16 protein-coding genes and 1 tRNA gene are annotated in these 16012 nt (G+C 30.0%); 15 read left to right on the top strand and 2 right to left on the bottom strand.

Annotation, left to right across the window (positions count from 1 at the left end; genetic code table 11):
• Positions 1 to 3 precede the first annotated feature (3 nt).
• Entirely contained in the window at positions 4 to 1464 is a 1461-nt protein-coding gene (locus ACYUEX_RS18270; RefSeq protein WP_411170648.1) for an NADP-dependent glyceraldehyde-3-phosphate dehydrogenase, read from the top strand.
• Positions 1465 to 1544: 80 nt separating this feature from the next.
• Here the strand turns inward: ACYUEX_RS18270 and ACYUEX_RS18275 are convergent, their stop codons facing one another.
• Positions 1545 to 1772, bottom strand: a complete 228-nt coding sequence (locus ACYUEX_RS18275) for a glutaredoxin family protein (protein ID WP_411169502.1) — start codon at positions 1770 to 1772, stop codon at positions 1545 to 1547.
• Positions 1773 to 2216: 444 nt separating this feature from the next.
• On the opposite strand from ACYUEX_RS18275, the gene ACYUEX_RS18280 reads away from it, so the two are divergent.
• From ACYUEX_RS18280 to disA, 4 genes are all read left to right on the top strand, one after another.
• On the top strand, positions 2217 to 2939 hold the full coding sequence (locus tag ACYUEX_RS18280; protein ID WP_460289419.1) for a GntR family transcriptional regulator: 723 nt from the start codon (positions 2217 to 2219) through the stop codon (positions 2937 to 2939).
• On the top strand, positions 2936 to 3661 hold the full coding sequence (nagB, locus tag ACYUEX_RS18285; protein WP_460289420.1) for a glucosamine-6-phosphate deaminase: 726 nt from the start codon (positions 2936 to 2938) through the stop codon (positions 3659 to 3661). Before ACYUEX_RS18280 ends, nagB begins: the two co-directional genes overlap by 4 nt.
• Before the next feature lie 170 nt (positions 3662 to 3831).
• Positions 3832 to 5199 (top strand): DNA repair protein RadA, encoded by a 1368-nt coding sequence (gene radA, locus ACYUEX_RS18290; RefSeq protein ID WP_460289421.1) that lies wholly within the window; start codon positions 3832 to 3834, stop codon positions 5197 to 5199.
• Positions 5200 to 5215: 16 nt separating this feature from the next.
• The gene (gene disA / locus ACYUEX_RS18295) at positions 5216 to 6280 is read left to right on the top strand and encodes a DNA integrity scanning diadenylate cyclase DisA (protein ID WP_411169507.1); all 1065 of its coding nucleotides are present in this window, start codon (positions 5216 to 5218) and stop codon (positions 6278 to 6280) included.
• A gap of 70 nt (positions 6281 to 6350) precedes the next feature.
• Here disA and ACYUEX_RS18300 read toward each other — a convergent pair whose 3' ends face one another.
• The gene (locus ACYUEX_RS18300) at positions 6351 to 6746 is read right to left on the bottom strand and encodes a nucleoside triphosphate pyrophosphohydrolase family protein (RefSeq protein WP_411169508.1); all 396 of its coding nucleotides are present in this window, start codon (positions 6744 to 6746) and stop codon (positions 6351 to 6353) included.
• A gap of 258 nt (positions 6747 to 7004) precedes the next feature.
• Between ACYUEX_RS18300 and ACYUEX_RS18305 the strand changes: the two genes are divergently transcribed.
• The 10 genes from ACYUEX_RS18305 to ACYUEX_RS18350 form a co-directional block, all read left to right on the top strand.
• A complete protein-coding gene (locus ACYUEX_RS18305; protein WP_460289422.1) occupies positions 7005 to 8096 on the top strand; it encodes a PIN domain-containing protein in 1092 nt (363 codons plus the stop codon).
• 15 nt (positions 8097 to 8111) lie between these two features.
• Entirely contained in the window at positions 8112 to 8780 is a 669-nt protein-coding gene (gene ispD / locus ACYUEX_RS18310; protein ID WP_460289423.1) for a 2-C-methyl-D-erythritol 4-phosphate cytidylyltransferase, read from the top strand.
• Between the two features lie 345 nt (positions 8781 to 9125).
• Positions 9126 to 10838 (top strand): proline--tRNA ligase, encoded by a 1713-nt coding sequence (locus tag ACYUEX_RS18315; RefSeq protein ID WP_460289424.1) that lies wholly within the window; start codon positions 9126 to 9128, stop codon positions 10836 to 10838.
• Positions 10839 to 10849: 11 nt separating this feature from the next.
• Positions 10850 to 12250, top strand: coding sequence for a cysteine--tRNA ligase (cysS, locus tag ACYUEX_RS18320; RefSeq protein ID WP_460289425.1), 1401 nt, complete (start codon positions 10850 to 10852; stop codon positions 12248 to 12250).
• Between the two features lie 49 nt (positions 12251 to 12299).
• Positions 12300 to 12716 carry a Mini-ribonuclease 3 gene (locus ACYUEX_RS18325; RefSeq protein WP_460289426.1) on the top strand — a complete coding sequence of 139 codons (417 nt, stop codon included), beginning with the start codon at positions 12300 to 12302 and terminating at the stop codon, positions 12714 to 12716.
• Between the two features lie 40 nt (positions 12717 to 12756).
• Entirely contained in the window at positions 12757 to 13653 is an 897-nt protein-coding gene (gene rlmB, locus ACYUEX_RS18330) for a 23S rRNA (guanosine(2251)-2'-O)-methyltransferase RlmB (RefSeq protein ID WP_460289427.1), read from the top strand.
• Between the two features lie 20 nt (positions 13654 to 13673).
• Positions 13674 to 14186: an NYN domain-containing protein gene (locus ACYUEX_RS18335; RefSeq protein WP_411169515.1), complete on the top strand. Its 513-nt coding sequence runs from the start codon at positions 13674 to 13676 to the stop codon at positions 14184 to 14186.
• Positions 14187 to 14236: 50 nt separating this feature from the next.
• Entirely contained in the window at positions 14237 to 14884 is a 648-nt protein-coding gene (gene sigH / locus ACYUEX_RS18340; protein WP_411169516.1) for an RNA polymerase sporulation sigma factor SigH, read from the top strand.
• Positions 14885 to 14970: 86 nt separating this feature from the next.
• A tRNA-Thr gene (locus tag ACYUEX_RS18345) sits at positions 14971 to 15046 on the top strand.
• A gap of 138 nt (positions 15047 to 15184) precedes the next feature.
• Positions 15185 to 16012: elongation factor Tu (locus ACYUEX_RS18350; RefSeq protein WP_460289428.1), on the top strand; the 828-nt coding region annotated here is incomplete at its 3' end.

The raw sequence follows: 16012 nt of genomic DNA on the forward strand, positions 1-16012 counted from the left end.
AGGATGTTTAGTTGTATAAAAGGTAAGGAAAGAACATTTAGAAATTTAGTAAATGGTGAGTGGACTACTAGCCAAAATGAAAAGTTCATAGAGATATATTCACCAATAGGAAATTGCTTAGTTGGAAAGGTTCCAGAAATGACTACTGAAGAAGTTGATTTTGCTATTAAAAGTGCAAAAGAGGCGCAAAAGAATTGGAGAAACATTCCTGTAAGTAAAAGATCAGAAATACTTTATAAAGCGGCTGATATACTAGTAGAAAGAGTAGCAGAATTATCAGATATAATGATGAGAGAAACTGGAAAAGATAGGAAAAGTGCTGAGTCAGAAATATTAAGATCTGCAGATTATATAAAATTTACAGCTGATACAGCAAAGAACTTATCTGGAGAAAGTATTCCAGGAGACAGTTTCCCTGGTTTCAAAAGGAATAAAATATCTTTAGTAACAAGAGAACCACTAGGAGTAGTTTTAGCTATATCTCCATTTAACTATCCTATAAATTTAGCAGCATCAAAAATAGCACCAGCTTTAGTTGCAGGAAATTCAGTAGTTTTAAAACCAGCAACTCAAGGTAGCTTATGTGGATTATATCTAGCTAAAGTATTTGAACAAGCTGGAGTACCAGCAGGAGTTTTAAATACTGTTACAGGAAGAGGGAGCGAAATAGGTGACTATATTGTTACACATCCTGGAATAGATTTTATTAACTTTACAGGTAGTACAGAAATAGGTACTAGAATATCAAGAATAACAACAATGGTTCCATTACTTATGGAGCTTGGTGGAAAAGATGCAGCTATAGTATTAAAGGATGCTGATTTAGATCTTGCAGCATCTAATATAGTTTCAGGAGCATATTCTTATTCAGGACAAAGATGTACAGCAGTGAAAAGAATACTAGTTGTAAATGAAGTTGCAGATAAACTAGTTGAAAAAGTTAAAGAAAGAGTTGAAAAGCTAAAAATAGGAAACCCATTAGAAGAAGATGTTGATATAGTTCCGCTAATTGATAGTAAATCAGCAGATTTTGTTTGGGAACTTATAGATGATGCTAGGGAAAAGGGTGCTCATTTACTTGTTGGGGGAAAGAGAGAAGAAAATATGATTTATCCAACTCTTTTTGATAATGTAACAACAGATATGAGATTAGCTTGGGAAGAACCATTTGGACCAGTTTTACCTATAATAAGAGTTAAAGATAAGGATGAAGCTATTGAAATTGCTAATAAGTCAGAATATGGATTACAATCATCTGTATTTACAGAGAATATAAATGAAGCATTTTATGTAGCAGATAGATTAGAGGTTGGTACAGTACAAGTAAATAATAAGACTGAAAGAGGGCCAGACCATTTCCCATTCCTAGGAGTTAAGGCTTCTGGAATTGGTACTCAAGGAATTAGATATTCAATAGAGTCTATGTCTAGACCAAAAGCAACAGTAATTAATTTAGTAAGATAAATTAAAATAGAGAAGTGAAATTTCACTTCTCTATTTTATTTAAAAGGAAGATAATAAAATATCTTCTTTTATGTTTAATATTAGATATTTAAAGCTGAATCTATAGCTTTTTTATCAAAGCCTACTATAATTGTTCCATTTATATCTAAAACAGGAACTCCCATTTGCTTTGATTTATTAATCATTTCATCTCTTGCAGTCATATCTTCTTGTACATTTAAATCTTCAAATTCAATATTAACTGATTTTAAATAATTTTTTGCTTTTACGCACCACGGACAAGAATTTGTACTATAAACTTTAACCATTAGTCAAACACTCCTTTGCTATTATCAATAGATAATTAATATTATTTAATATAAATTTTACACCATTTCAATGATAAATACAATAACTAACATATATTTTATTAAAATAAAGAATATGGTATTATATCAATGGGAAAATATAAATTAAATCTACTTAATAATATTTTGATCTTCTAGGTTAGAATTTAGAATAATGTTGTCTAAAGAGACATCTATATAGTTAGATGATAACTCTTCTGATAAATTTTTCTTGGTAGTATCTCGAACTATGTTCCTAGATTGAACATTAGAAAAATAAGTTTTATTAATCATAGAATCAACTCCTTGATATTTATAAACTTATTTTTTGCAAAAAAATTATTTTTATAACAGTTTAAATAAATTATACAACTGGTCTAGACATCTATAACTATGTTTTGTATAATATTAATAGGAGGCTTAATAATGATAGATAAAAGTAGTCCGATTCCGGTTTATTATCAATTAAAGAATGATTTAATATCAAAAATATCTGAAGGTGTATGGAAACCTGGAGAATGTATAGCAAGTGAAAGAGAGCTATGTGAAATTTATGGTGTAAGTAGAATGACCATAAGACAAGCGATTGGAGAATTAGTTCAAGAAGGTGTTCTTTTAAGAATTAAAGGTAAAGGAACTTTTGTATGTGAACAAACCTTTAAGCAACAAGATATGATGAGTTTTACTGAAATAATAAAGCAAATAGGTAAAAATTTAAGATCTGAAGTTGTTGAATTTTGCAAAATAAATACTCCAGAGCATTTATCAGATATATTCTCTTTAGATGAACTATATAAAATAAAAAGAAAGCGTATAGTTGATGATGAGTGTGTTGCTTTAGAAACAGTATTTATACCTGTAGATTATTGTGGATACATGGATGAGGAAATGCTTAATGGGTCATTATTTAAAATACTAGAGGGCTTTGGATACATAGTTGATTATTCTAAGTCATCAATAGCGTCTGTAATAATGAATGATGAGTTAAAGAATACATTTGAGGTAGATAAACAAGTACCTATGTTAAAGATTATAAGCAAAACTTATGATCATAATAATAAAATGATTTTTTTAGAAGAAGCAATTTATAGATCAGATAAATTTATATTGCAAGTTAATATATCTAGGAGAGAGGGAAAAATACGATGAAAGTAATAATAACTAAAAATTATGAAGAATTAAGTAAGAGAGCTGCTGATGAAATGGCAGAGATAATAAAGAATAATTCTAAGGCTATATTAGGTTTAGCAACTGGTGGATCTCCAATAGGAATGTACAATGAATTGATAAGAATGAATAAAGAAGGAGAAATAGACTTTTCTCAAATCACTACTGTTAACTTAGATGAGTATATAGGATTATCAGGTGAACATTCTCAAAGTTACAGATATTTCATGAATGAGAATTTATTTAATCATATTAACATAGATAAAACTAAAACTTATGTTCCAAATGGATTAGCAGAAAATATAGAAGAGGAATGTAAAAGATATGATGCAAAAATAGCAGAATTAGGTGGAACTGATATTCAATTATTAGGAATAGGTAACAATGGACATATAGCATTTAATGAACCAGATGAAGTGTTAATATCTGGTACTCACTTAACAGAATTAACAGAAGATACAATAAAAGCTAATGCTAGATTCTTTAATTCAATAGATGAGGTTCCTACAAAAGCTTTAACAATGGGACTTGGTGGAATAATGAAATCAAGAAAGATAATAGTTATAGCAAGTGGAGAAGGAAAAGCAGAAGCCGTAAAAGAAATGGTAAGTGGAAAAATAAGCACTAATATGCCAGCATCAATGTTACAAATGCATAGAGATGTTGTAGTTATAATTGATGAGGCATCAGCAAAATTATTATAAAATTAAATTTTAAAATAATAAGAATACAAAAGAATTGTAATACTATAAATTACAATTCTTTTTTTTATAAAAATTGTTTTTTATAATATTGTTATGATATATTAATTATAGTAATTTTAATAAATATTATTTATTATATAAAAATAAACAAGATTGGTAGGTAATATGTTATGGCTAAGATTAAATCCATGTTTGTTTGTCAAGAATGCGGATATGAATCTCCTAAATGGTTAGGAAAATGTCCAGATTGTAACAAATGGAATACCTTAGTAGAAGAAATGAAAGAAACTCAAAGAGAAATTAAAAATAAAGTAAATAATATAAGAGTTTTAGATAATATGCCAAGGAGTATAGGACAAATTAAATCTGGAGAGAAACAACGATATAATACTGGCTTAAAAGAGTTAAATAGGGTTTTAGGTGGAGGTTTAGTGAGAGGATCATTAACATTAATATCAGGAGATCCTGGAATAGGTAAGTCAACATTATTACTACAAACAGCAAATTCAATATCAAGGACATATGGAAAAGTATTATATGTTTCTGGTGAAGAATCTGAAGAACAAATTAAAATAAGAGGAGATAGATTAGGAGCTAATGCAGAGCAACTATATATATTATCAGAAACTAATATTGACTTAATAGAAGCATACATAAATGAGTTAAAGCCTGTTTTTGTAATAATAGATTCAATACAAACTGTTTATAAAGAGTCTGTTACATCAGCTCCAGGAAGTGTGTCTCAGGTAAAGGAATGCTCTAATGCTATAATGAGAATAGGTAAAAACCAAAATATACCATTGTTTATAGTTGCTCATGTAACTAAACAAGGAGAACTTGCTGGGCCAAGAGTACTAGAGCATATGGTAGATACGGTATTATATTTTGAAGGAGAACGTACAGAAGAGTTTAGAGTTCTTAGAACTATGAAAAATCGTTTTGGAACAACTAGTGAAATAGGTGTATTTGAAATGGCTGAAGAAGGATTAAAGGAAATATATGATCCTTCGAGAATATTCTTAGAAGATACTAACTTTAATCAAGAGGGATCAGCTGTTATAGGCATAATGGAAGGAACTAGACCAATTCTTGTTGAAATGCAAGCTCTAGTTAGTGAAACAAATATGCATATGGCTAGTAGAACCGCTGTTGGAATAGATAATCAAAGGTTAAGACTTATATTAGCAGTTTTAGAGAAAAAACTAAGAGTGCCATTTTATAAGTATGATGTATATGTAAATGTAGTTGGTGGTCTTAGTTTAGATGGAACAACAGGAGACTTAGGGCTTGCGTTAGCGCTTTTATCAAGTGTAAAAAATACTGGATTTAAATTAGAAAGAATGGTCATAGTTGGAGAGGTTGGTCTTACTGGTGAGATAAGACCCGTTTCATCTTGCGATAGGCTAATTAAAGAAGCTGAGAAGATGGGCTTTAAGAATGCTATTATTCCAGAAAGAAATAAGGATAAAGTTAATAGTAATTCTATTAATATAATAGGAGTAAGCAATTTAAGAGAGGCTATTAGTAAGATATTCTAACAGAATAGGTGAGTGTATGAGAATAAAAGATGATGAAGAAATAAAAAATATTTTAAAACTTATGAGTCCAGGAACAGCATTAAGAGAAGGTTTAGAAAACATATTAAGAGCTAAGACTGGTGGCTTAGTAGTTATTGGTGATGGTGAAGACTCAATGAAGCTTGTTGATGGTGGATTTAATATTAATTCGGAATATTCACCAGCATATGTTTATGAATTAGCTAAGATGGATGGAGCTATAGTTTTAAGTGGGGATTTAAAAAGAATTATTTGTGCTAATGCTCAACTTGTACCAGATCATACACTTACTACATATGAAACTGGTACTAGGCATAGAACAGCTAATAGAGTAGCAAAGCAAACAGGCAATATAGTTGTTGCAATTTCTCAAAGAAGAAATATAATTACTGTGTATAAAGGCGATTTAAAGTATGTATTACAAGAAAGCAGTGTTATATTAGCAAGAGCTAATCAAGCAATACAGACATTAGAGAAATATGTAAATGTATTGGAAAGAGTAATAAATAATCTGAATTTATTAGAGTTTCAAGACTTAACTACCATTTTTGATGTTGTAACAGCAATACAAAGAACAGAAATGGTAATGAGGGTTGTAGAAGAAATACAACGATATATAGTTGAACTTGGGAATGAAGGAAGACTTATTTCAATGCAACTTAGCGAGTTAATAAAGTTTATAGAGAGAGATGGAATTTTATTAATAAGAGATTACTGTAAAGAAGGAATGGACTTTAATGAAATATATAATGAAATTCAGAGAATGAGTTCTGAAGAATTAGTTGACTTAGATTTAATAGCTAAAATACTGGGGTACTCAGGGATGTCTTTAGTTGACTCTTTAATTTCACCAAAGGGATTTAGAATATTATTTAAAGTTCCAAGGATACCAGTTTCTGTAATTGAGAATTTGATAAAACATTTTAAAGAGCTTAAATATGTAATAGAGGCTGATACTGATGATTTAGATAAAGTTGATGGAATAGGTGAAGCTAGAGCAAAAGCAATAAGAAATGGATTAAGAAGAATAAAAGAACAAATATACTTAAAAAACGAAATTTAACAAAATTATGTATAAATTTAATGGAAATAGCCGATAATAGAAAAGCAGGTTAAAAAAACCTGCTTTGAGTTTATCTAAGTGTAAATTTACCTAGAATATTCATTTTATCCTCTTCTTTTAATAAGATATCATACAAGTTTAACTCTAAACAATTACATAAAGAAGTAAGATAAAAAAGATTATTTCCAATTTCACTTTCAATAATTTCAAGACAATTATTACAAAGTTTTCCTTCAATATGGTTACTTAATGTATAGCTAAAATCATCTTCATTATTTTCGGAAGGAATATCTTGTTTTTGAGCAGAAATTTTAATACAACCACAATTAGTTACAGCTTTAGCTATGGCTCTGTTAACTCTAGCACTCGATTCACTATATTTAGTTATTATATCTAAAATACTTTTATGTCTTAGTAATGATTCGTTAACATCGTTTTGAAAATTATCAAAAATTATGTCCTTCATATGCTTCAACTCCTTAGAAAATTTATGGCTGTTTATAAAATATAGTTATTCTTATAAAATTAAAAATGATTTAGTGAATCAACTTTAATATAATGATATCTAATAAATATCTTATTTTATAGGGGGTATTTTAAATTAATAAGATTTTAATAATTATTCATTTTAGATAATACCTTTATATGGTATAATAATATAAACTTCTTAAAGAAGGCACAAATGATATTAAAAATAAAACAAAAATAATAGGGAGGTGACATTATGTTAAAAAAGATTATAAGAGTTATATTTACTATAATAGGCTTCATAAGCGGATATATTATTAGTGGGTTAATACAAACTATTACTTTTTTAAGTAACGTATCTTTTTTATCTAAACCAATTGGAATTATATCATTACGTATTTTTTTAACTATATTATTTGGACTTATACTATACTTTGTTTCACCACGTATTTATGACTCTATCGTTAAAATTATAGAGTATATTGAAAAAAACATTCAAAGACTTACAGCGGCAGAGCTTCTTTATGGTGGCTTAGGAGCTTTAATATCTTTAATATTAACGTCTCTTGTAGGACTACCATTAAATAGTATAAGCCTTTATGGGTTAGGACCAATACTGTTTGTATTATTAAATCTAATATTTGCAATAATATTTGCAAGTATATTTATTGAGAAGAAAGATGATATATCAAATCTTCTTGTAAATTTAAGAAAAAATAATATTAAAGAAAAAAAGTCAAAAGGAGCAGCCAAAGCTAATCCTAAGGTGTTAGATACATCTGTAATAATTGATGGTAGAATATTTGATATATGTCAAACAGGATTTGTTGAAGGTCCTTTAGTTATACCAAATTTTGTACTAGACGAACTTAGGCATATTTCAGATTCAGCAGATTCTCTTAAGAGAAATAGGGGAAGAAGAGGACTTGATATATTAAATAAGATACAAAAGGAACTAGAAATAGAGACACAAATTTGGGAGGGAGATTTTCCGGAAATACAAGAGGTTGATAGTAAGCTATTAAAACTTGCTCAAACTCTTAAGGGAAAAGTTGTAACTAATGATTTTAATTTAAATAAAGTTGCAGAATTTCAGGGTGTACCTGTTCTTAACATTAATGAATTAGCAAATGCAATAAAACCAGTTGTACTTCCAGGAGAAGAAATGAAGGTTATCGTTGTTAAAGATGGTAAGGAAGCAACACAAGGAATTGGGTACTTAGATGATGGGACAATGATCGTTGTAGAAGGTGGAAGAAAGTTCATGGGAGAACAAATAATTGTTCTAGTAACATCAGTATTACAAACAGCAGCAGGAAGAATGATATTTGCAAAACCAAAAGAATAGTTAGTAGGTGTTAATATGATAAGTGCTATAATTTTAGCTGGTGGAAAAGGCAAAAGAATGAGTTCTAAAATTAGTAAGCAATATATAGAGTTGAAAGGCAAGCCTATTTTATATTATACCTTAACTAAATTTATTAACTGTAAAGAAGTAGATAATGTAATTTTAGTTTTACCAAAGGATGAAATAGAGTTTTGCAAAAAGGAAATATTGGAAAGATACTCCTTAAAGGTTGACATGATAGTTGAGGGTGGAAAAGAGAGACAAGATTCAGTGTTTAATGCTTTAATGGAGATTAATGATTCTGAAATCATATTAATTCATGATGGTGCAAGACCATTTACATCTGAAAAAACAATTAAAGATGGAATAAAATATGCAAAGCTTTATGGAGCAGCAGCACCAGGAGTCACGCCAAAGGATACAATAAAAATTGTAGACGAAAATGGATTTTCTAAACATACTCCAGATAGGAAAGATTTATTTGCAATTCAAACTCCACAAGTTTTTAAGCTGGAAGTTATAAAGGAGTGCCATAAGAAAATCAAAGAAGAGAATATAAGTGTTACAGATGACACTATGGTAGTAGAGCACTACAACAATAAAGTATATTTGTATAATGGAGAGTATACAAATATAAAAGTCACTACTCCTGAAGATTTGATACTTGCAGAAAAGCTAGTATAATGCAGAAGTTGCTATATTGACATAAGTTTTAGTAGAATATATAATTAATTAAGCTGAAATTTAATAAACTTAAAACAGTGAAGAAGAATAGTAAAATCCGCCAATCAGAGAGAAAATTCATAGGCTGTAAGATTTTCAACAGGATTTGAACCAGCTTTGGAGTTGTAGGTAAAAACTATCGGTTTAATACCGTTATCATTTTAGAGAACAAATTTAGGTGGTACCGCGATATAAGTTCGCCCTAATTAATTAGGGTGGGCTTTTTTTATTATTTTAAAATAAATAATATTCAATACGAATTAGAAAATAAATATGAATTAATAACAATAATAGGAGGAAGCATAAATGAAAATGTCCAATATGTTAATATCAACATTAAGAGAGGTTCCAGCAGAAGCTGAGATAGATAGTCATAAGTTAATGCTAAGAGCTGGAATGATAAGAAAGATGGCGTCAGGTATTTATAATTACATGCCTTTAGGATTAAAGGTTTTAAAAAATGTGGAAGATATAATAAGAGAGGAAATGAATAGTGCAGGAGCACAAGAATTTTTAGCTTCAGCAGTATTACCAGCAGAACTTTGGCAAGAGTCTGGAAGATGGGATGTTTATGGAGAGGAAATGTTCAGACTTAAAGATAGAAATAACAGAGATTTCTGTCTTGGGCCAACTCATGAAGAAGTATTTACTGACATTGCAAGAAATGAGATTAAATCATACAAACAATTACCAGTAAATCTTTATCAAATACAAACTAAGTATAGAGATGAAAGAAGACCAAGATTTGGAATTATGAGATCAAGGGAATTCATAATGAAGGATGCATATAGCTTTGACAAGAATCAAGAAGGATTAGATTTATCATATAATAAAATGCACGAAGCATATATAAAAATATTTAATAGATGTGGAATAGATGCAAAATGCGTTGAAGCTGATTCAGGTGCGATTGGAGGTTCAAACTCAGCAGAATTTATGGTTAAATCAGAAGTAGGAGAAGACGATGTTGTATTCTGTACAGCTTGTGATTATGCTGCAAATATAGAAAAGGCTCCATCAACAGTTGAAAGAGCTGAAGCAGAAGAATTAAAGGGATTAATAAAAACTGAGACTCCAAATGTAAAAACAATAGAAGAACTTGTTAAATTCTTTAATACAACAGAAAAGAAATTTGCAAAAACTCTAATATATAATGCTGATGGTAAAATAGTAGCAGTAATGGTTAGAGGAGATAGAGAAGTAAATGAAGTTAAAGTTTCAAATGCTTTAGGTGGAGCAGTAAATTTAAATATGGCTACTCCAGAAGAAGTCTTTAAGGCTACTAATGCACAAGTCGGATTTGCTGGTCCTATAAATATAAAAGTAGATACTTTATTAGTTGATGAAGAAATTGTTAATATGTACAATTTCATTGTAGGAGCTAATGAAACAGGATACCACATTGAAGGTATAAATTACGGAAGAGATTTTGAAGGTGTAGTTGGAGATTACAGAAATATAACTGAAGGTGAAAATTGTCCAGTTTGTGGTGGTAAAGTAACTATATCAAGGGGAACAGAAGTTGGTCATATATTTAAGCTAGGAACAAAATATTCAGAAGCTATGAATGCTAATTTTATAGATGAAAGTGGTAAGGAAAAACCATTTATGATGGGGTGTTATGGAATTGGGGTAACAAGAACAATGGCATCAATAATTGAACAACATAATGATGAGAATGGAATAGTATGGCCTTTATCTGTAGCACCGTACCATGTTAATATTATTCCAGTAAATATCAAAGATGAGGAACAAATGAAAGTTGCTAACAATATCTATGAAGAGTTAAAAGCTATAGGTTTTGATGCGATACTAGATGATAGAAACGAAAGAGCAGGAGTTAAATTTAAAGATTCAGATCTTATGGGAATACCAATGAGAATAACAGTTGGTAAGAAAATTGTTGATGGAGAAGTTGAATTTAAGTTAAGATCATCAGATATGGAAAATATAAAATTTGAAGAAGTTATAGATAGAGTAAGAGAAGAGTTTAAGAAAAATAAATTATCTGTGAGATAGGAGGTAATTAGATGAGGATTTACAATAGCATAACTAGAAAAAAAGAAGAATTTGTACCATTAACACCAGGCGAGGTTAAGATGTATGTATGTGGACCTACTGTGTATAACTATTTTCATATAGGAAATGGTAGAACTTTCATAATCTTTGATACTATAAGAAGATATTTAGAGTACAGAGGATATAAGGTTAGATTTGTTCAAAATTTTACAGATATAGATGACAAAATGATAAAAAAGGCAAATGAAGAGGGTACAACAGTTAGTAATGTTGGAGATAAATATATAGATGAATATTATAAAGATGCTGATGGGTTAAATATAAAAAGAGCATCAGTAAATCCAAGAGCGACTGAATATATTATTGATATTATAGAGTTTGTAGAAGGCTTAATTGAAAAAGGCTATGCATATGAAGTAGATGGAGATGTTTATTTTAGAACAAAGGAATTTCAAGGATATGGAAAGTTAATTGGTCAAAATTTAGAAGATCTACAGGCTGGAGCAAGAATAAATGTAGATGAAAGAAAAGAAGATCCTATGGATTTTGCATTATGGAAGGCTCAAAAGCCAGGTGAACCAGCTTGGGAAAGCCCATGGGGCATGGGAAGACCAGGATGGCATATAGAATGCTCATGTATGGCAAAGAAAATATTAGGAGATACCATAGATATACATGCTGGTGGGATGGATTTAGCTTTCCCTCATCATGAAAATGAAATTGCACAAAGTGAGGCTTTAACTGGAAAGACATTCGCTAGATATTGGTTACATGGAGCTTTCTTAAATATAAATAATCAAAAAATGTCAAAATCATTAAATAACTTTTTAACAGCAAGAGATATACTAAAACAATATGATGCTGATGTAGTAAGGTTTTTAATGTTATCAGGACATTATAGAGTACAATTAAACTTTAGCGATGAACTTCTTGAATCTGCAAAGTCATCAACAGAAAGGTTATATAATGCAATCTCTAATTTAGAAAACTTAATGGATGAAGTTAAAAAAGAGTCTATGGGTGATAAAGAAAAGGCTTATCTAGAATCTTTAGATTTTTATAGACAAAGATATATAGAAAAAATGGATGATGACTTTAATACAGCTGATGCTATTACAGCTATTTTTGATCTTATAAAAGATATAAATACTAATGTATCAATAGATTCATCAAAGGAGCTTTGTGAAAGTGTGCTAAGCTTAATAAGAGAATTAGGGGAACCATTAGGAATACTTCAAAATTCCACTAAAGGAAGTTTAGAAGAAGAAATAGAAAATCTAATAGGGCAAAGACAACAGGCTAGAAAAAATAAGGATTTTGCATTAGCAGATAAAATTAGAGATGATTTAAAAGCTAGAAATATAATCTTAGAAGACACACCTCAAGGAGTAAGGTGGAAAAAGGTAAATTAAGGTTAAAGGGCTGCATTAATGCAGCCTTTATTTAAAGGAGAGAAAAAATATGTTAGAGGATTTAAGAGTGAGAGAATTTAGTAAAGAAGAAGCTAGGAGATTAAATCCTTTGCAGTTAGCACTGATAGGTGATGGGGTATATGAAATATATATAAGAAATTATATACTTTCTAACAATACTGAATTATCAGCTCATAAAATACATGTAAAAGCAATAGGTTATGTTAAAGCTAAGAGTCAATCAACTATAATGCATAGTATAGAGGATGACTTAACAGAAGATGAATTATATATTTACAAAAGAGGAAGAAATACAAAATCTGCAACAATACCTAAAAATGCAGAGGTAATAGACTATAGAAATGCTACGGGATTTGAGGCTTTAGTAGGATATTTATATTTAACAGGAAATAAAGAAAGACTATATAATATATTAGAAAAATCTACAGAATTACAGTTATCATAACTAAGGAAAAGTATATAATAGACATAAGGAGTGATTTAAGATGACAAAGGGAAATAGAGAAGCTAGAATGAAAGCTAGAATGGAAAGACAAATGCTTGAAAACAATTCATCACAAGGCAAAAAGTATGGTGTAAAAGAAAATAGAAAAGCAAAAGATTATTCAAGCGAAAATATTAATAATGCAGTAGAAGTAGAAGCGAGAGAAGACCTAATTATCGGTAGAAATGCTGTTATGGAAGTATTAAAAAGTGATAGAACAATAGAATGTCTTTATATTGCTAATGGTAACATGGAAGGATCAATTAAAGTTATAATAAATATAGCAAAAGAAAAAGGTTTAGTATTAAAAGAAGTTGATAGAAAGAAACTTGATATAATGACTAATGGAACAAACCATCAAGGGGTTGTAGCTTTAGTTACTCCGTTTAAATATTGCCAAATTGCAGATATACTAAATTTAGCAAAAGAGAAGAAAGAAGATCCATTTGTTGTAATACTAGATGAAATAGAAGATCCTCATAACTTAGGATCTATAATAAGAACAGCTGAGCTATGTGGAGTTCATGGAATAATAATACCAAAAAGAAGAAACGTAGGAATAACTTCTACTGTTTATAAATGCTCAGTTGGAGCTATTGAACATATGAAAATAGCAAAAGTAACTAATATAAATTCAGCAATAGATGAATTAAAAGAAGCAGGATTATGGATTTATGGTGCAGATATAGATGGAGAAGAATATAGTTATCAAGCTAACTTTAATGGACCATGTGCAGTAGTTATAGGAAGCGAGGGAAGAGGAATATCTAAGCTTACCTTGAAAAAATGTGATAAACTAGTTAAAATTCCTATGATAGGTAAAATTAACTCTTTAAATGCTTCAGTTGCAGGTGGTATAATGATGTATGAAATATTAAAGGGAAGACTAATAAAATAACAAAATCAAAGAGGTAACATGTGAAAATTATATTTGTTGATGGATATAACGTAATAAACAGCTGGCCTAATTTGAAGAAACAAAAAGACTATAGCTTTGATGGAGCAAGACAGAGTTTAATAGACAGTTTACATAACTACTCAGTTTATGAAGGATGCAAAATAATAATAGTATTTGATGCTCATAAGGTTAATAGGAGCATTGAAAAAAAGCAAGATATAAATAAAAACATAAGTATAGTTTTTACAAAAGATGGTGAAACAGCAGATTCTTATATAGAAAGAGAAGTACATAACTTAGGTAGAAGATTTGAAGTTTATGTTGTTACATCAGATTGGCTTGAACAACAAACTATATTTCAAAGAGGTGCAGTAAGAATATCTGCTCTTGAGTTCTATAATGAAGTTTTAGAAACTCAAAATAGAATTAACAAAAAGGCACAAAAAAATATGTCTTTATCTAAAAATCATTTGGGAGATAATGTTGATGAAGATATATTTAAAAAATTAGAAGCTATAAGACGAAGTGATTAATAATTTTAATTAATATATTTATCATAATAGAGGGCTTAAAGGGGTGATATATGGTGGAGAATACCAAAAAAGATACTAGTCCGTTTGTGGAATTTCAGAACAAGCTAGATGAAGAAGTAGTTGATGAAGCAAAAAGAGGAAATAGCAGAGCACAAGAATACTTAATATCTAAGTATGAAAACTTTGTAAAAGCTAAAGCGAAATCATACTTTCTTATTGGGGCAGATAAAGAAGATATTTATCAAGAAGGAATGATAGGATTATACAAAGCTATAAGAGATTTTAAATCAGATAAATTAACAAGCTTTAAGGCTTTTGCAGAGCTATGTGTTACTAGACAAATAATAACGGCTATAAAGACAGCAACAAGACAAAAACATATTCCCTTAAACACATATATATCTTTAAATAAGCCCATATATGAAGAAGAATCTGATAGAACACTAATAGATGTTTTATCAGAATTAAAAATAACAGACCCAGAAGAGCTTTTAATAGGAAAAGAGCAACTAAAACATATAGAAGGTGAGATGGCTAAAGTTTTATCAGACTTAGAAATGGAAGTGCTTCAATCCTATCTAGATGGTAAATCATATCAAGAAATAGCATGTGATTTAGATAGGCAAGCTAAGTCTATAGACAATGCTTTACAAAGAGTAAAGCGAAAGCTTGAAAAATGTCTATATACAGAAAAATAAGTCACTAAATTTTTATTGACAAATTTTTTGAACAATAGTAAACTTTATAATTGGTATATTAAACTATAAAAGTATTATGTGGAAATGCTCACGTAGCTCAGTAGGTAGAGCGTCGCCTTGGTAAGGCGGAGGTCGTCGGTTCAATCCCGATCGTGAGCTCCAGTATAGTTGAGTGCTTACTAATAATGATTGTTGTAATTTATAAATTACTTAAATCTTTGTAGTAAGCTCAATATATTAAGCAAAACGATACAAAACGCTAGGCAAAGTTTATTACAAAGATTAAAGGAGGATTTTACAATGGCAAAGCAAAAATTCGAAAGAAGTAAACCACACGTAAACATTGGAACAATCGGTCACGTTGACCACGGTAAGACAACTTTAACAGCTGCAATCACAACTGTTTTATCAAAAAAGGGATTTGCAGAAGCATTTGATTATGCTGCAATAGATAAAGCTCCAGAAGAAAAGGAAAGAGGTATTACAATCAATACTTCTCACGTTGAATATCAAACAGAAAACAGACATTATGCTCACGTTGACTGTCCAGGACATGCTGACTATGTTAAGAACATGATCACAGGTGCTGCACAAATGGATGGAGCAATATTAGTTTGTTCAGCTGCAGATGGTCCAATGCCTCAAACAAGAGAACACATTCTTCTAGCATCAAGAGTTGGTGTTGACTACATAGTTGTTTTCTTAAACAAGGCAGATATGGTAGATGATGAAGAATTATTAGAACTAGTTGAAATGGAAGTTAGAGAATTATTATCAGAATACAACTTCCCAGGAGACGACATTCCTGTAGTTAAAGGTTCAGCTTTAGTAGCATTAGAAAACCCAACAGATGAAAAAGCAATCGCTCCAATTCTTGAGTTAATGGATGCAGTAGATAGCTACATTCCAACTCCAGAAAGAGCAACAGATAAGCCATTCTTAATGCCAGTAGAAGATGTATTTACAATCACTGGTAGAGGAACAGTTGCAACAGGAAGAGTTGAAAGAGGAATTCTTAAGGTAGGAGACGAAGTAGAAATCGTTGGATTACAAGAAGAAAGCAGAAAAGTAGTAGTAACAGGAATAGAAATGTTCAGAAAGTTACTAGACGAAGCGCAAGCTGGAGAC

The organism is Clostridium sp. CTA-7 (assembly GCF_054768095.1).